The sequence below is a fragment of the Neorhizobium sp. T6_25 genome, assembly GCF_002968555.1.
Lineage (GTDB): Bacteria > Pseudomonadota > Alphaproteobacteria > Rhizobiales > Rhizobiaceae > Neorhizobium.
Window position 1 is genome coordinate 172054 of record NZ_PVBL01000003.1, and the last position, 16077, is coordinate 188130.

At 63.2% G+C, this 16077-nt stretch carries 14 protein-coding genes; 8 read left to right on the top strand and 6 right to left on the bottom strand.

Translation table 11 applies throughout. From position 1 onward, the window contains the following. The first annotated feature begins 117 nt into the window (after positions 1 to 117). The 3 genes from C5L10_RS05410 to dnaJ all read left to right on the top strand — a co-directional run bounded on the left by C5L10_RS05410 (position 118) and on the right by dnaJ (position 5921). Positions 118 to 2595: a transglycosylase domain-containing protein gene (locus C5L10_RS05410; protein ID WP_105428813.1), complete on the top strand. Its 2478-nt coding sequence runs from the start codon at positions 118 to 120 to the stop codon at positions 2593 to 2595. A gap of 196 nt (positions 2596 to 2791) precedes the next feature. Then, positions 2792 to 4693 (top strand): molecular chaperone DnaK, encoded by a 1902-nt coding sequence (gene dnaK / locus C5L10_RS05415; protein ID WP_105428814.1) that lies wholly within the window; start codon positions 2792 to 2794, stop codon positions 4691 to 4693. 97 nt (positions 4694 to 4790) lie between these two features. Beyond that, positions 4791 to 5921, top strand: coding sequence for a molecular chaperone DnaJ (gene dnaJ, locus C5L10_RS05420; RefSeq protein WP_046667207.1), 1131 nt, complete (start codon positions 4791 to 4793; stop codon positions 5919 to 5921). 201 nt (positions 5922 to 6122) lie between these two features. Here dnaJ and C5L10_RS05430 read toward each other — a convergent pair whose 3' ends face one another. Continuing rightward, positions 6123 to 6704, bottom strand: a complete 582-nt coding sequence (locus tag C5L10_RS05430) for a LysE family translocator (protein ID WP_205837022.1) — start codon at positions 6702 to 6704, stop codon at positions 6123 to 6125. A gap of 303 nt (positions 6705 to 7007) precedes the next feature. Here C5L10_RS05430 and C5L10_RS05435 point away from each other — a divergent pair, with 303 nt between their 5' ends. Continuing rightward, positions 7008 to 8186, top strand: a complete 1179-nt coding sequence (locus C5L10_RS05435) for a low temperature requirement protein A (protein WP_105428816.1) — start codon at positions 7008 to 7010, stop codon at positions 8184 to 8186. Positions 8187 to 8200: 14 nt separating this feature from the next. Here the strand turns inward: C5L10_RS05435 and C5L10_RS05440 are convergent, their stop codons facing one another. From C5L10_RS05440 to C5L10_RS05450, 3 genes are all read right to left on the bottom strand, one after another. After that, the gene (locus tag C5L10_RS05440) at positions 8201 to 8407 is read right to left on the bottom strand and encodes a SlyX family protein (protein WP_038547960.1); all 207 of its coding nucleotides are present in this window, start codon (positions 8405 to 8407) and stop codon (positions 8201 to 8203) included. After that, positions 8400 to 8957: a cupin domain-containing protein gene (locus C5L10_RS05445; protein WP_105428963.1), complete on the bottom strand. Its 558-nt coding sequence runs from the start codon at positions 8955 to 8957 to the stop codon at positions 8400 to 8402. Before C5L10_RS05445 ends, C5L10_RS05440 begins: the two co-directional genes overlap by 8 nt. A gap of 71 nt (positions 8958 to 9028) precedes the next feature. Beyond that, a complete protein-coding gene (locus tag C5L10_RS05450; protein WP_105428818.1) occupies positions 9029 to 10528 on the bottom strand; it encodes a globin-coupled sensor protein in 1500 nt (499 codons plus the stop codon). Positions 10529 to 10810: 282 nt separating this feature from the next. Here C5L10_RS05450 and recF point away from each other — a divergent pair, with 282 nt between their 5' ends. The 3 genes from recF to C5L10_RS05465 are packed head-to-tail and all read left to right on the top strand — an operon-like array spanning position 10811 to position 13243. Then, positions 10811 to 11935, top strand: a complete 1125-nt coding sequence (gene recF, locus C5L10_RS05455) for a DNA replication/repair protein RecF (protein ID WP_105428819.1) — start codon at positions 10811 to 10813, stop codon at positions 11933 to 11935. A gap of 43 nt (positions 11936 to 11978) precedes the next feature. Next, positions 11979 to 12764, top strand: a complete 786-nt coding sequence (gene moeB / locus C5L10_RS05460; RefSeq protein ID WP_105428820.1) for a molybdopterin-synthase adenylyltransferase MoeB — start codon at positions 11979 to 11981, stop codon at positions 12762 to 12764. Between the two features lie 8 nt (positions 12765 to 12772). After that, the gene (locus C5L10_RS05465; protein ID WP_245447936.1) at positions 12773 to 13243 is read left to right on the top strand and encodes a GNAT family N-acetyltransferase; all 471 of its coding nucleotides are present in this window, start codon (positions 12773 to 12775) and stop codon (positions 13241 to 13243) included. A gap of 2 nt (positions 13244 to 13245) precedes the next feature. Here the strand turns inward: C5L10_RS05465 and C5L10_RS05470 are convergent, their stop codons facing one another. After that, entirely contained in the window at positions 13246 to 14250 is a 1005-nt protein-coding gene (locus C5L10_RS05470; RefSeq protein WP_105428821.1) for a D-glycerate dehydrogenase, read from the bottom strand. Positions 14251 to 14503: 253 nt separating this feature from the next. On the opposite strand from C5L10_RS05470, the gene C5L10_RS05475 reads away from it, so the two are divergent. After that, the gene (locus C5L10_RS05475; RefSeq protein ID WP_046667197.1) at positions 14504 to 15046 is read left to right on the top strand and encodes an SH3 domain-containing protein; all 543 of its coding nucleotides are present in this window, start codon (positions 14504 to 14506) and stop codon (positions 15044 to 15046) included. Between the two features lie 18 nt (positions 15047 to 15064). Here the strand turns inward: C5L10_RS05475 and C5L10_RS05480 are convergent, their stop codons facing one another. After that, positions 15065 to 16057 carry an adenosine kinase gene (locus tag C5L10_RS05480; protein WP_105428822.1) on the bottom strand — a complete coding sequence of 331 codons (993 nt, stop codon included), beginning with the start codon at positions 16055 to 16057 and terminating at the stop codon, positions 15065 to 15067. Positions 16058 to 16077 lie beyond the last annotated feature (20 nt).

Here is a 16077-nt window from a genome sequence, read left to right on the forward strand (position 1 = left end):
CGTCCTTTACGCCTCCTTAAATCGCCGCATTTAGAGTCCAGCCAAAGGCTTGGGCGATCAGACATTCGAGTAACAGCCTGTTTTGACAGGCGCGTAACGGGGGTATGCCGGCTCACCATGGCAGCCAGAGGCAAATCAGACAAACGCGTTGAACCGTCCTTCGAAGGTTCGCGGCCGAGCGGCGATTTACGTCTCGACGCGGATGAGCGGATCGTGGGCAACGGCCGGCCTGGCAGACGTCCATCGAAAGCCGAAAGCGACGAGCGTTCCGAGCGCCCGGAACGGGGCCGTCCCCCTCGCGACAGGAAAGCCTCCACCCGTCGCCAGGGCGGCGGGCTCTTCTCGCCGCTCAAGCGGCTGGTCTACTGGTGTTTCGTGCTCGGCATCTGGGCCGGCATCGCCGTCGGCGGGCTGGTGCTCTATTACGGCGCGAAAATGCCGGCCGCCAGTACCTGGTCGATCCCGGACCGCCCTGCGAACATGAAGATCACCGCGGTCGATGGCTCGGTCGTCGCCAATCGCGGCTCGACCGGTGGCGAGGCCCTGGCGCTCGAGGAGATGTCGCCCTACCTGCCGCAGGCGGTGATCGCCATCGAGGACCGGCGTTTCTATTCGCATTTCGGCGTTGATCCGCTGGGCCTGGCGCGCGCCCTCGTCAACAACCTGACGGGCCAGCCGATCCAGGGCGGCTCGACGATCACCCAGCAGCTCGCCAAAAACCTGTTCCTGTCGCCGGACCGCACGTTCGAGCGCAAGATCCAGGAGGTGCTCCTGTCCTTCTGGCTGGAGCACAAGTTCACCAAGGACCAGATCCTTGCCATGTACCTGAACCGGGTGTTCTTCGGTTCGAACGCCTATGGCGTGGAGGCCGCCTCGCGGCGCTATTTCAACAAGTCGGCCCGCGACGCGAATCTCGGCGAAGCGGCAACGCTTGCCGGCCTCCTCAAGGCACCTTCCCGCCTGTCGCCGGCCCGCGATCCGAAGGCAGCGGAAGCGCGCGCCCAGGTCGTGCTCGGCACGATGCGCGAGGAAGGTTACATCACAGACAGCGACCTCAAGAGCGCCATGTCGCAACCGCCGGCCAAGGCGAAGCGCTACTGGACCGGCGCCCAGCACTATGCCGCCGACATGGTCGTCGACGAGGTGAAGAGCCTGATCGGCGAGCCGAAAGTCGACGTGACCGTCGAGACGACGCTCGACATGCGCCTCGAAGCCGCCGCCGAAAAGTCGCTGAACGATGTGCTGAAGAAGGAAGGCGGCAAGCTCAACGCCTCGCAGGCAGCCCTCGTCTCGGTCGATGCGACCGGCGCGATCCGGGCGCTGGTGGGCGGCCGCGATTATGCCACGAGCCAGTTCAACCGCGCCGTCAAGGCAAAGCGCCAGCCGGGTTCGGCTTTCAAACCCTTCGTCTATGCCGCAGCACTCGAAGCCGGCGCCCGGCCGGACTCGATGGTCAACGATACGCCGGTCAAGATCGGCAACTGGTCGCCGGAGAATTTCGACGAGAAATACCGCGGCCCGGTGACGCTTGCCTCGGCCTTCGCGCAATCGCTGAATACGGTTGCCGCGCAGCTGGCCATGCAGGTCGGTCCCGACAAGGTGGTGAGCCTCGCCCACCGGCTCGGCATCGATTCCGACATCCAGGCAAATGCTTCGATCGCGCTCGGCACCTCGGAAGTCTCGCTGGTCGAGCTGACGTCTGCCTACGCATCCTTCATGAACGGCGGCTACAAGGCGACGCCGCATATCGTCAAGCGCATCGTCGATCCGGATGGCAAGGTGCTTTACGAGGCCGATTATGCCAACCCGCCGCGCGTGCTCAGCGAACCGGTGGCGGCGACCATGAACGGCATGATGAACCGCGTCATCAACGAGGGCACCGGCAAGGCCGCCAGGATCGACGGCTGGCAGGCAGCCGGCAAGTCGGGCACCACCCAGTCATTCCGCGACGCACTGTTCGTCGGTTATACGAGCATCATGACGACCGGCATCTGGTTCGGCAACGACGACGGCGCCTTCATGAAGAAGGTAACCGGCGGCGGTCTGCCGGCAAAAGCCTGGAAGGAATACATGACGTCCGCGATGAAGGGTTATACGCCGACGCCGCTGTTCGGCGCCGGCCGCGGCCTCGATCTGCCGCCGCCGGCCGCAGTCCAGCCGGACTCGCCGTCGACGACGATCGGCGATATCATTTCCGGCATCCTGCCCGGTGGCCGCCGAACCCAGGACGAACTCCCCGCCGACTATCCGCCGGCGCCGCGCCCTCCCGCCCAGGATTCCGCCTCGATCGAACGGGAACCCGCCCGCATACGGCCCGTCTATGGCGACAACCAGGGATACGACAACAGGGACAACGGACAGATCTACGACAACAGGCCGGTCTATGGCGACCGCGGCCGCCGTGGCGATGTAATACCGCCCGGCGACGTTCCGGTCCGTGATTATCGCCAGTATCGCGGCCCCTATGATTCGTCCGCTCCGGTGCCGCCGGGAGCCATCGGCGGCGGCCCCGTTCCGCCCGGCGACGTAGGCGTTGCGGGCTCCAGAGACCAGCCGCGGCACACAACGCTTTTCGACCTGATCATGGGGCAGTGAAGCGTATTGACAGTATTGCTCGGCAAACTGTTCTTTTTGCTAGGATCCGGGCGATTTCTCGCCTTGCAGTCCTAAAAACCCGTCCTTATATACGCCGCATGACCGCAGCCGATGCTGCGTACCATCCCAGTCGAGGAACTGTCAGTGGAATGCCTTTGAGGGGTTCCGATGGTTCGCTTAAAGGAGAGAGAAGAAAATGGCAAAAGTAATTGGCATCGACCTCGGTACCACCAACTCCTGCGTCGCCATCATGGACGGCAAAGATGCGAAGGTGATCGAGAACGCCGAAGGCGCGCGTACCACGCCCTCCATGGTCGCATTTTCCGATGACGGCGAACGCCTCGTCGGCCAGCCGGCCAAGCGCCAGGCGGTCACCAACCCCACCAATACCCTCTTCGCCGTGAAGCGCCTGATCGGCCGCCGCTACGAAGATCCGACGGTTGAAAAAGACAAGGGCCTCGTCCCCTTCGATATCGTCAAGGGTGACAATGGCGATGCGTGGGTCAAGGCCCAGGGCAAGAACTATTCCCCCGCACAGGTTTCCGCGATGATCCTTCAGAAGATGAAGGAAACCGCTGAATCCTACCTCGGTGAAAAGGTCGAAAAGGCCGTCATCACTGTTCCGGCCTACTTCAACGACGCGCAGCGCCAGGCAACCAAGGATGCCGGCCGCATTGCAGGTCTCGAAGTGCTGCGCATCATCAACGAGCCGACGGCAGCCGCTCTCGCCTATGGCCTCGACAAGAAGGACGGCAAGACGATCGCCGTCTACGACCTTGGCGGCGGCACGTTCGACATCTCGGTCCTCGAAATCGGCGATGGCGTCTTCGAAGTGAAGTCCACAAACGGCGACACCTTCCTCGGCGGTGAAGACTTCGACATGCGTCTCGTCGAATATCTTGCCAACGAGTTCAAGAAGGACCAGGGCATCGACCTGAAGAACGACAAGCTCGCTCTGCAGCGCCTCAAGGAAGCTGCCGAAAAGGCCAAGATCGAACTCTCGGCCTCGCAGCAGACCGAAATCAACCTGCCGTTCATCACGGCCGACGCTTCCGGTCCGAAGCACCTGACCCTGAAGCTGACCCGCGCCAAGTTCGAAAGCCTGGTCGACGATCTCGTCCAGCGCACCATCGCACCGTGCAAGGCAGCCCTCAAGGATGCCGGCGTTACCGCAGCCGAGATCGACGAAGTGGTTCTCGTCGGCGGCATGAGCCGCATGCCGAAGGTCCAGGAAGTCGTCAAGCAGCTGTTCGGCAAGGAGCCTCACAAGGGCGTCAACCCGGATGAAGTCGTCGCCCTCGGCGCCGCCATCCAGGCAGGCGTTCTGCAGGGTGACGTCAAGGACGTTCTGCTGCTCGACGTGACCCCGCTGTCGCTCGGCATCGAAACGCTCGGTGGCGTCTTCACCCGCCTCATCGACCGCAACACGACGATCCCGACCAAGAAGAGCCAGACCTTCTCAACCGCCGAAGACAACCAGCAGGCCGTGACGATCCGCGTGTCCCAGGGCGAGCGCGAAATGGCTGCAGACAACAAGCTGCTCGGCCAGTTCGACCTCGTCGGCCTGCCGCCGTCGCCGCGCGGCATGCCGCAGATCGAAGTCACGTTCGACATCGACGCCAACGGCATCGTCCAGGTTTCGGCCAAGGACAAGGGCACCGGCAAGGAACAGCAGATCCGCATCCAGGCTTCCGGTGGTCTCTCCGACGCCGAGATCGAAAAGATGGTCAAGGACGCCGAGGCCAATGCCGAAGCCGACAAGAAGCGCCGCGCCGGCGTCGAAGCCAAGAACCAGGCCGAAAGCCTCGTTCACTCCAGCGAGAAGTCGCTGAAGGAATATGGCGACAAGGTTTCCGAGACCGACCGCAAGGCGATCGAGGATGCGATCGCTTCGCTGAAGACCGCCATCGAAGCTCCGGAGCCGGATGCCGATGACATCCAGGCGAAGACGCAGGTCCTGATGGAAGTGTCGATGAAGCTTGGTCAGGCCATCTACGAGGCCCAGCAGGCCGAAGGTGGCGAAGGCTCCGAGGGCGGCAAGGACGATATCGTCGATGCCGACTACGAGGAAGTCAAGGACGACAAGAAGTCCGCCTGATCCGCCGGTTGCCTGATGGCCAGACCTCGACCATAGTTGACTAGAGTATCCGGCTGCCTTCGTGCAGCCGGAATCCTTTCCGGAGCCGGTTACCTCCATGGCAAAAGCAGACTTTTACGAAACGCTGGGTGTCGGCAAGACCGCCGACGAGAAGGAGCTGAAAAGCGCCTTCCGCAAGCTCGCGATGAAATATCATCCCGACAAGAATCCGGGCGACGCAGAAGCCGAAAAGAAGTTCAAGGAGCTCGGCGAAGCTTACGAGACCTTGAAGGATCCTCAGAAGCGCGCGGCCTACGACCGCTTCGGCCATGCCGCTTTCGAACAGGGCGGAATGGGCGGTGGCGGCGGCTTCTCGGGCGCGGGCGCCGGCGGTTTCTCCGACATCTTCGAAGACATCTTTGGCGAGATGATGGGCGGCGGTCGTGCCCGGCGCTCTTCCGGCGGTCGCGAGCGCGGCGCCGATCTTCGCTACAATATGGAAATCACGCTGGAAGAAGCCTTTTCCGGCAAAACCGCGCAGATCCGGGTTCCGACCTCGATCACCTGCGATGTCTGTTCCGGTTCGGGCGCCAAGCCCGGCACCCAGCCGAAGACCTGCGGCACCTGCCAGGGCTCCGGCCGCGTGCGCGCATCCCAGGGCTTCTTCTCGGTCGAGCGCACCTGCCCGACCTGCCACGGCCGCGGCCAGACGATCACCGATCCCTGCGGCAAGTGCCACGGCCAGGGCCGCGTCACCGAAGAACGTTCGCTGTCGGTCAACATCCCGGCCGGCATCGAGGACGGCACCCGCATTCGACTTCAGGGCGAAGGCGAAGCCGGCACGCGCGGCGGACCTGCGGGCGATCTCTACATCTTCCTGTCGGTGAAACCGCACCAGTTCTTCCAGCGCGACGGCGCGGACCTTTATTGCGCCGTGCCGATCTCGATGACGACTGCCGCCCTCGGCGGCACGTTCGACGTGGCCACTCTCGATGGAACCAAATCCCGCGTGACGGTGCCGGAAGGCACCCAGCCAGGCAAGCAGTTCCGCCTGAAGGGCAAGGGCATGCCGGTGCTGCGGTCCAGCCAGACGGGCGATCTCTACATCCAGATCCAGATCGAGACGCCGCAGAAGCTCACCAAGCGGCAGCGCGAGCTGCTGCAGGAATTCGAGGAACTGTCCTCGAAGGATAACAATCCGGAATCGACGGGCTTCTTCGCCCGGATGAAGGAATTCTTCGAGAGCTGAATTCTGGAGCCACCCTCTGAAGCCGCTCGCAGCACGTCGTTGCGGGCGGCTTTTTCGTTGGGCTCCTAGAAGGTGTCGCGGACACCGCTGCGCGGATCGCTCACCATATGCGGCTCATAGATGCCGGCGCGCGCCGTTCGCCTCCAGGGGCGGGCGATCTCTCCCGAGTTGTGACCGACATCGACGACCGCGAACGAGGGGTCAGGCCAGCGACTGGATCGATCCGCTGGCGAGGATCGTTGCGAAGAGGACGAGGCAGGCAGCGGCGGCGCGGCGCACGACGATCGGCTTCACCTCGAAACGCTCCGTTCGCCGCATCAGGCTGCCGAAGGCGATCCAGCCACTGGCGGCACAGATTACCAGTCCCGCAAACAGCGCGAGCCAGGGCGCGAGTTCCGGCAGGCCGCCATGCGGCATGACGACGAGCGCGATGATCAGCGCCTTGGGGTTCAGCACCGTCGTGACGAAGACCTGGCGGATGGAAATTTCCGCCGCTTCCTTCGCCCGCTTTTCGGACATCCACAGGCTATAGCCGAGATAAAGAACCCAGATACCCGCCGCGAGCTTCGCCCAGACCAGCGCCTGCGGGTAGGCATCGAAGAAAGGCGCCGCAAGCGTTGCCACCGGCACGATCACCAGCAGATAGCCGCCGAGTTCGCCGGCGATCAGGGGCAGGCCCCTCCGCCAGCCGCGCGCATACCCGCCAAGCGCCATCAGCGTATTGGTCGGTCCCGGCGTGCAGAGAAGCAGGAGGATGGCGAGGGTGAATTCCGGAAGGGTCATGCAACTTCCTGTCGAAGTGGCCGGCACGGTCCGGCTCCTTCCTCTCTATCAGCATTTTCAGCATGCCGATTGACACCCGTCAAACCAGCTTATTTTGTCGGCGAAGGCATTCGGGCCACGAACCAGCGGAGACGGTTCCAGATCGCCGGCGATGCCGTGGTTGGGCAATTTGCGCTTGGGGTCAAGGCGCCTTAGATGTTCCGAACACGCTCCGAACCACCCTCGCTTTCTGAGACAACGCCCTAGATAGTGGCGAGGGCCTCTTCCTCGTCCCGTCGGAACGAGGCGCCCGCAAGGAGCCTGATGACCGAGAGCAACCACGATTGGCTTCGAAAGGACGATGTCCAATCGACCAAGGCGAGCTTTCCGGAGCTTTTCTTCGATCTCGTCTTCGTCTTCGCGCTGATCCAGCTCTCCGAGACGCTCGCCTCCGACTTCAGCATCGGCATCGCCGCCGAGGCAATCCTCTTCATCTTCGCCCTTTGGTGGGTGTGGATCCACACGACCTGGGTCACCAATCTCCTCGATACCGAGATCGAGCCGGTCAGACTGCTGCTTTTCGTGCTGATGTTCTGCGGCATCGTGCTGGCCATCGCGCTGCCGAAGGCCTTCACGGACATGGGCCTCGCCTTCGCGCTCGCCTATTCGGCGATGCAGCTCATCCGCTCGCTGTTTGCGCTTTATGCGTTCCGGGGAAACGATGCCGCCTCCTTCATGACCTTCTTCCGAATCACCGCCTGGCTGGCCGTATCAAGCGCGTTGTGGATCGCCGGTGGGCTTGCCGAGCCGCAGATGCGGGCGACCCTTTGGATCGCCGCCCTTGCCATCGAATATGCCGGTCCGGCGATGCGCTACTGGGTGCCTTCGATCGGCGCCTCGCCGCCCGAAACGCTCGACATCAGCGGCGAGCATCTGGCCGAACGCTGCGCGCTGTTCGTCATTATCGCGCTCGGCGAGACGATCCTCACCACCGGCAAAAATGCCGCGAGCCACATGGACAATGCCGGCACGCCGCTGGTGCTATGCTGCGCGTTTCTCTCGACCATCGTCATGTGGTGGATCTATTTCCATGACGGCCAGGAAAAGGCCGCCGACAAGGCGGAAGAGACGGCCGAGCCGCAGGCGACCGCCCAGTATCTCTTCACCTACGGGCACCTGCCGATCGTCGCCGGCATCATCCTCACCGCCGTCGGTGAGGATTTCAGTCTCTCGCATCCGCAGGAAGAAGGCTCCTACGACCACGCACTGGCGCTGCTCGGCGGGCCGATCCTGTTCCTCGCCGGCACGGCTTGGATGAAGACGGTTTCGTCGCGCTTCATCCCCTATTCGCATGCCGCCGGCGTCATCCTGCTCGCTGCCTGCTTCCTGCTGGTACCCTTCATCGCCAATTTCGCGATGGAAGTCCTCGTCACCGCGATCCTGCTCTTCGTCGCTGTATGGGAATATGTCGCGCTCAAGCGGCGCATGCCCCGCGCCGCCTGAGCGGCAACAGGACGTCAATAATGCGGCGGTCTGGTGACGGCCGGCGCTTCCAGCGAGGTCTCCTCCAGCGACAGGAACCGCTCGGTCAGCCGGTCGAGCTTGGCGCGCGTCTGTTCCATCACCTTCCATTGCTCGGCGAGCTGATCGGACAATTCCTCGATCACCTTGGTTTGGTAGGCGGCAAGTTCCTCCAGCCTGATCAGTCTTTCCTCGTCACTCACCTGTCGTTTCCTTCGCTGCTTTCTGACCGGCTTTCCAGACCCGCACCTCGTCCGGCATGCCGTCATGGTCCCCGAGCGGGCGCCGGGGCGCGTCGTCCCACCAATCCGAACGGATCGCCTTCAGGTCGGGATTCTTCGGATAGAACAGCCGGTTTTCGTCCTTGTTGGCCTCCCCGATCACCAAAAGGCGCACTTCCGCATCCGTGTTGTTGATGAAGGTATGAGCAATCCCCGTACCGGCCGGGAAACCGACCGAGTCGCCCGGTTTCAGCGGATAGACCTCACCATCCAGCCAGACCTCCGGATTGCCTTCGATCACGTAGATGAATTCTTCCTCGAGTTCCTCCGCATGCGGAAAGGAGGTCCGGCGGCCGGGTGGCAGGCGATGATGGTGAATGCCGAGCCGCGTGAGGCCGAACTGCCGGGCAAGCGCGGCGCCGAAGCCCATCAGCTCGTCATCACCGCGATAGTGTTTCTCCTGGGGCTTTTCCACCTCGGTCCAGTGGCGGATATGGGAAGGGCGGTCACGGTCACGGGTCGGATCGGTCATGTCGCGGCTCCTCTGAAAGCCAAGCAACATTAGCCGACCGGAACCGCCCGGTCCATGTTTCAGGTCGAAGATCAGGCGCGCAGACGCGGACGCTCGGTGCGGGTCTCGCGCACGGCCCTTGTCTTGAAGTGACCGAGCAGCGCCGCCAGCCGGCCGCTGATGCCGACGAGGCTCCGGGTCGAGGCGTTGGTCTCCTCCATCAGCGCGGCGTTCTGCTGGGTGATCTGGTCCATGCTGCGGATCGCGGAATTGATCTCCTCGATGCCGGAAGCCTGTTCCTGGGCGGAGCGGGCGATCGACGAGATATGGTCATCGATCGACTTGACGCGATCGCCGATGCCGACCAGCGCCTGTCCCGTCTTGTTGACGAGCTCGACGCCGCGGTGGACGTCGTTCGAAGACTGGTCGATCAGTTCCTTGATCTCCTTGGCGGCCGCCGCGGATCGCTGCGCCAGTTCGCGAACCTCCTGCGCGACCACGGCAAAACCCTTGCCCTGTTCGCCCGCGCGGGCCGCTTCCACGCCTGCATTGAGCGCCAGAAGATTGGTCTGGAATGCGATCTCGTCGATCGCCCCGATGATCTGGGTCATCTTCTGCGAGGACTGCTCGATATCGCCCATCGCCGCAATCGCTTCCTCGACCACCTTGCCGGAGCGGACCGTCTCCGAGGCGGATTCACGGGCAATCACCTGCACTTCGCAGGTCCGTTGCGCGGCCTGGCCGGAGATCGTGGTGATCTCTTCAAGTGCCGCCGCCGTCTGTTCCAGCGCGGAAGCCTGCTGCTCGGCGCGGGCGGCCATGTTTTCGGAAGCCGCCGAAATGCCGCCCGCCTCGGCGCGCACCTGTTCGACGGAGGAGCTGATCTCGCACATCGCCGCGTCGAGCTCGGCAATGGAGGAATTGTAGTTCTGCCGCAGCTTGGCGAAATTCGGTGCCAGTTCCTGCCAGAGTTCGGATGTCAGATCGCCATCGGAAAGGCTCTTCAGGGCGCCATCGAGCGCCGCAAGCGCTGCCTCCTGCTCCGCCTTGGCCTTTTCCTGCCTGGCTTCGACCTCTCTGCGCTCGTCGCCCTGCGCCTCGAGATAGACTGAGATGGCGTAGTCCATGTCCAGCAGGGCGGCCTTGACGACGGAGGAAAGATGTTCGGAAAGTACCTTGGCCTTCTTCTCCTGAAAGAAGCCGCTCATCTCCCGGCTGACCACGGCGCGGATGATGCCATCGAGAACCAGCGCGTAACCGCCGATATACCAGCGCGGTTCGAGACCGAGCCGGGCATGAGTGCGGCCGATCGCGGAAACCGCCTCTACATAATTGTCATCGTATTTGCCGGATGCGATGCCTTCCCAGTGGGCAGCCTGGGGGCTCTTGGCATGGGCGATATGGGCATCGTTGGAGAAGAACTTCGCCGTCTGCGGATTACCCTTGACCTTGCGGTAGAAGGCATCCAGCGCGCCGCCGACTGTCTCCTTGATGACGGGCCGAATCTCGGCCAGAGACCCGCGCTGTTCCTGGCCAAGGCCGATGAATTCAAGGCGTTCGGCGAGATCGGCTTTGTGGTTCTGGTCTTTCATGGAGATCTCCGGAGATTGAAGGGGTCCACACGGCCATCCGGAATGAGATGCGTATGCGTGCATCGGCACTTCTAGGAGTGAAGCTTTAACGCGCTGTTAGCCATGCCTCCTAGTTTTTGAATAATTATAAATTGGAGTGCATTGAAAACGATATTCGGGGGAGGCCTCACCACCTCGCGCCGAAGGAGCGTCATGCGGAGAGACATCGGCCCCCCCAAGCAAGAGCTTGCCATCCAGGCTTCGAGCCCTTAGCTCCTGTTTCACGAAACCTTAAGATTCCCGATGGCACAGAAGACCTTCCTTTCCCGGCTGAAGCTCACCGATTTCCGCAATTATGCGGAAGCGGCGCTGCCGCTCGACGGGCGCCATGTGGTGCTGACCGGCGAGAACGGCGCGGGCAAGACCAATCTCTTGGAAGCAGTTTCCTTCCTGTCGCCCGGCCGCGGACTGCGCCGCGCCGTGCTGTCCGACGTGACGCGTGTCGGCGCCGCCGGCGGATTCACCATCTTTGCCGATGTCGACGGCATGGACGGCGAGGTCTCGATCGGCACGGGTATCGAGCCGGGCGAAGGCGAAAGCGTCGCCCGCAAGCTCAGAATCAACGGCACCCCGGCCAGATCGACCGAGGAGCTTACCGACCACCTGAGCGTCCTGTGGCTGACGCCAGCGATGGACGGGCTGTTCACCGGTGCCTCATCGGACCGCCGCCGTTTCCTAGATCGCCTCGTCCTGTCGCTCGATCCCGCCCATGGCCGGCGGGCGAGCGACTTCGAGCGCACCATGCGCAGCCGCAACAAGCTATTGTCGGAAGGCCGTTTCGACCCTTCCTGGCTATCGGCCATCGAGGCGCAGATGGCCGGGCTCGGCATCGCCATGGCGGCGGCCCGGCAGGAGATGCTCGGGCTTCTGAGGACCCTGTCTGGCAGTTCCGGTGAGACCCCGTTCCCGACGCCGGTGCTGGCACTCGAAGGTTTCATGGATGGCGCGATGGATCGCCCGTCAGCCGATCTCGAGGAAGACTATCTCGGCATGCTGCGCAACGGCCGCGGCCGTGACGCTGCCGCCGGACGCACGCTCGACGGGCCGCACCGGTCCGACCTGCTGGTGCGTCATCGGGAAAAGGACATGGAGGCTGAGCGCTGCTCGACCGGCGAGCAGAAGGCACTGCTGATCGGGCTGGTGCTCGCCCATGCAAGGCTCACCGCCGACATGACCGGATATGCGCCGATCCTGCTGCTCGACGAGATCGCCGCCCATCTCGACGAAGGCCGGCGGGCGGCGCTCTTCGATCTCGTCCACGGTCTCGGCGGCCAGTCCTTCATGACCGGCACGGACCGGGCGATGTTTTCTGCGCTGGCCGACCGGGCACAGTTCTTTACCGTTGCGCATGGCGGCATCAGCGTTTGAAATTCACCTTACGCGGCTCGGGGGCCGGTGATATGATTGCATCATGGAAAGCCTGACCCCGGAAAAATTGAGCCAAGACGAGATCGAGCGGTACCGCCGTCATATCCTGCTGCCGGAAATCGGTGGCGCGGGGCAGCAGAAGATGAAGAATGCCCGCGTGCTGGTGATCGGCGCCGGCGGGCTCGGCGCGCCGATCCTCGAATATCTGGCGGCCGCCGGCATCGGCACGCTCGGGATCATCGACGACGATCGCGTTTCCCTTTCCAACCTGCAGCGGCAAGTCATCCACGATACCGGCACGATCGGCGAGATGAAGACCAGGAGCGCCCGCGAAGCAATCGCCCGGCTCAACCCGCATGTCCGGGTCGTCGATTTCGAGGAGCGTTTTTCCGCCGAATGGGCGACCCGCAAGCTCGCCCTGTTCGACCTGCTGATCGACGGTTCCGACAATTTCGACACCCGTTATGCGGCCGCCGATGCGGCGGAAGCCGCCGGGATTCCGCTGGTGACCGGCGCGGTCGGCCGGTTCGACGGCTCGGTGACGGTGATGAAGCCCTACGAGACGGGACCGGACGGCGTTCTCAATCCCGGCTATCGCGATCTCTTTCCGGAAAAACCGCCGGCGGGACTGATCCCGTCCTGCGCCGAAACCGGCGTCGTCGGTGCACTGACGGGGGTGGTCGGCACGCTGATGGCGATGGAGGCGATCAAGCTCGTGACCGGCATCGGCGAACCGCTGGTCGGGCGGCTGATGCTCTACGATTCACTGTCGGCCCGCTTCGACATGATCAGATACAAGCGCCGCGCGGCCAAGGCTGCCGCCGAGTGAGCGAGCCGATTGAGATTATCCGGATCGGCGAGGATTTTCGCCGCTGGGACGAACTTCTGGCGCTCATCCTCTCCTCCTTCGCCTATATGGACGGCATCATCGACCCACCCTCCTCGGCGCATCGGCTGACGCTCGCCTCGCTCGCTCAGAAAGCCCGTGACGAGATCGCATTTGCAGCGATCGAAAACGGCAGGATTACCGGCTGCGTCTTCTGCAAACCGGAGCCGGGTTTCCTCTATATCGGAAAGCTCGCCGTCGCCCCGGCCAGCCAGGGCAAGGGCATGGGCCGCCGGCTGCTGTCGGTGGCGGAAGCGATTGCCCGGGAACGAGGCCTGCCGGCGCTGCGGCTCGAAACCCGTATCGAACTCACCGGCAACCACGCGGCCTTCGCAAGATGGGGTTTCGCCAGGACGGCGGAAAACTCTCATCCGGGATTTACCCGCACCACCTCGATCGAGATGCAGAAGCGGCTGACTTGAGATCAGTTGCGGCCCGGAAGCACCCGGTTCGGAGGGCGGTGGCCGTCGAAGAAGGCGCGAATGTTGATGATCACCTTGTCACCCATGTCGATCCGGCCCTCGATCGTTGCCGAGCCCATATGCGGCAGCAGCACGACCCGGCCCTGATGGGCGAGCTTGACGAGTTTCGGGTTCACCGCCGGCTCGTTCTGGTAGACGTCGAGACCGGCGCCGGCGATCTTGTTGTCGCGCAGAAGCTGGATCATCGCCGCCTCGTCGATGATGTCGCCTCGGGCGGTGTTGACGATGATCGAGCCCGGCTGCATCAACGCCAGGCGCCGCGCCGACAGGAGATGGAACGTCGCCGGTGTCGAGGGACAATTGACCGAGACGATATCGACGCGGGCGAGCATCTGGTCGAGGCTGTCCCAATAGGTCGCCTCCAGCTCTTCTTCCGTGGCAGGGCTGACGCGCTTGCGGTTATGGTAGTGGATCGACAGGCCGAAAGCCTTGGCGCGGCGGGCGACCGCGGTGCCGATGCGGCCCATGCCGACGATGCCGATACGTTTGCCCCAGATCCGCCGGCCGAGCATCCAGGTGGGGCTCCAGCCCGTCCACTCGCCCGGCTTGTCGGTCAGGATGCGCGCTCCTTCCGCGAGCCGCCGGTTGACCGCGAGGATCAGCGCCACGGTCATGTCTGCCGTGTCCTCGGTCAGCACGTTCGGCGTGTTGGTGACGGTGATGCCTTTCCTCGCGGCGGCATCGACATCGATATGGTCGAAGCCGTTGGAGAAGCTGGCGATCAACTTGAGTTGCGGCCCGGCCTCCTCGATCAGCGCCTCGTCGATACGGTCGGTCACCGTCGGCACCAGCACGTCGGCAGACTTCATGGCGGCCGCCAGCTCGTCGCGCGAACGCGGCGTGTCGTCGATATTGAGTTCGGCCTCGAACAGCTCGCGCATGCGGGTTTCCACCGCATCCGGCAGCTTACGGGTAATGTAGACCTTGGGTTTCTTCTTCGCCGTCATGAAACTCTCTGCCTGACGCCTTGAAGCACGAAACCTGAACGTATCCGGGGTTCGTGCTTCAAGCTCTGTTCGACATATGTCGTTATCCCGAAACCGGTACCCCGCTTTCGGGCGACCTGCTTTAGGAGGTCCTTAACCAAGTCGCGCGATATTCAATTCATCCAGGGCGTTTTCTACCAGACCCGTCAGCGAAGACAAACAAAACCTCGCGAGGTTCCCGAAAGCCCGAGATCGCTCAGCCGGAACCAAACATATGCGTCGCGCCATTCTTTCCTCCTTCATCGCTCTTTCCTTCGGGCTTGTCGCCTCCCTTTCCGCAACCGCCCCGAGCTATGCTCAGGGTGCCGCCAAGGGTCCGAGCGGCCTGCCGCTGCCGCGTTTCGTCAGCCTCAAGTCGAGGAAGGTCAATATCCGCATCGGCCCGAGCACCGACTATGCGGTTTCCTGGATGTATATGAAGTCCGGCACGCCGATGGAAATCATCCAGGAATACGAAAACTGGCGGCGGGTTCGCGACGCCGAGGGCACCGAGGGCTGGGTGAACCAGGCCCTGCTCTCGGGCGACCGGACCGCAGTCGCCGCCCCGTGGATGCGCGGCAAGGGCAAGGATATTTACGTCAACATGCGCCGCGACCCGCAGGCGACAGCCGCCATCCTCGCCAAGCTGGAGCCGGGCGTCGTGTTGCAGATCAAGGAATGCAACGGCGATTGGTGCCGCGCCGAAACCAACGGCGCCGAGGGCTGGATCGCCCAGGCCGAAATCTGGGGCGCCTATCCCGGCGAGGCCTTTAAATAAGCTCTTCCCTGCGAGGCCTCAAAGGAGGCCTTGCTTCTTCGCAGCTTCAATGAGCGACGCCATCGGGCGCGGGCCGATCTGCTGGATGCAGATGGCGGCCGCAAGGCAGCCGAGCTTGCCGCAATCCTCGAGCGAGCGATCCTGGGTATAGCCGAACAGGAAACCGGCAGCGAACAGATCGCCGGCGCCGGTCGTATCGACCAGCTCCCTGATCGGATAGGCGTCGATCTTCACGCGTTCATCGCCGCGAATGATGATCGCGCCTTCCTCGCTGAGTGTCACCGCCGCCAGCTTGCAATCTTGCGAAATCTTCTTCAACGCCAGTTCGAAGTCCTCTGTCTCGTAGAGCGACAGCGCTTCCTGTTTGTTGGCGAACACGATGTCGACCGTGCCGGAACGCATCAGGTCGAGGAATTCGGCACGGTAGCGGCCGACGCAGAAGGGGTCAGACAGCGTCATCGACACTTCGCGACCATGCTCATGGGCGATGCGGGCTGATTCGCGGATCGCTTCCTTGGCGCGCGGCGGATCCCAGAGGTAACCTTCGAAATAGGTGACCTTGGCTTCGGCAACGACATCCTCTTCGACATGTTCCGGGCCGAGATCGACGCAGGCGCCAAGATAGGTGTTCATCGAACGCTCGCCATCCGGCGTCACGAAGATCATCGAACGGGCGGTCGGCGGGTGGGTGCCTTCCGGCCTGGTCTGATAGTGCACGCCCTGGGCACGGATGTCGTGCTGGAAGATGTTGCCGAGCTGGTCTTCCGCAACCTTGCCGAAATAGGCGGCCTTGCCACCGAACCCTGCAATGCCGGCTGCCGTATTGCCGGCCGAACCGCCGGACGCTTCCACTGCTGGGCCCATCTTGGAATAGAGGAGTTCGGCACGCTCGGCATCGATCAGGTTCATCGCGCCCTTGGTGATCGCATTGTCGCTCAGGAAATTGTCGTCACAGCGGGCGAGAATATCCACGATGGCATTGCCGATGGTGAGCACGTCGAACTTGGGCATCCGGTCTTGATCCTCTTGGG

What these genes read in the sequence shown, in the direction of transcription:
- C5L10_RS05445 (WP_105428963.1), bottom strand. Translation starts at nt 8,957, where the DNA reads ATGACCGATCCGACCCGTGACCGTGACCGCCCTTCCCATATCCGCCAC.
- C5L10_RS05480 (WP_105428822.1), bottom strand. Translation starts at nt 16,057, where the DNA reads ATGCCCAAGTTCGACGTGCTCACCATCGGCAATGCCATCGTGGATATT.
- C5L10_RS05470 (WP_105428821.1), bottom strand. Translation starts at nt 14,250, where the DNA reads ATGACGGCGAAGAAGAAACCCAAGGTCTACATTACCCGTAAGCTGCCG.
- C5L10_RS05430 (WP_205837022.1), bottom strand. Translation starts at nt 6,704, where the DNA reads ATGACCCTTCCGGAATTCACCCTCGCCATCCTCCTGCTTCTCTGCACG.
- C5L10_RS05435 (WP_105428816.1), top strand. Translation starts at nt 7,008, where the DNA reads ATGACCGAGAGCAACCACGATTGGCTTCGAAAGGACGATGTCCAATCG.
- C5L10_RS05450 (WP_105428818.1), bottom strand. Translation starts at nt 10,528, where the DNA reads ATGAAAGACCAGAACCACAAAGCCGATCTCGCCGAACGCCTTGAATTC.
- moeB (WP_105428820.1), top strand. Translation starts at nt 11,979, where the DNA reads ATGGAAAGCCTGACCCCGGAAAAATTGAGCCAAGACGAGATCGAGCGG.
- dnaK (WP_105428814.1), top strand. Translation starts at nt 2,792, where the DNA reads ATGGCAAAAGTAATTGGCATCGACCTCGGTACCACCAACTCCTGCGTC.
- dnaJ (WP_046667207.1), top strand. Translation starts at nt 4,791, where the DNA reads ATGGCAAAAGCAGACTTTTACGAAACGCTGGGTGTCGGCAAGACCGCC.
- C5L10_RS05475 (WP_046667197.1), top strand. Translation starts at nt 14,504, where the DNA reads ATGCGTCGCGCCATTCTTTCCTCCTTCATCGCTCTTTCCTTCGGGCTT.
- recF (WP_105428819.1), top strand. Translation starts at nt 10,811, where the DNA reads ATGGCACAGAAGACCTTCCTTTCCCGGCTGAAGCTCACCGATTTCCGC.
- C5L10_RS05410 (WP_105428813.1), top strand. Translation starts at nt 118, where the DNA reads ATGGCAGCCAGAGGCAAATCAGACAAACGCGTTGAACCGTCCTTCGAA.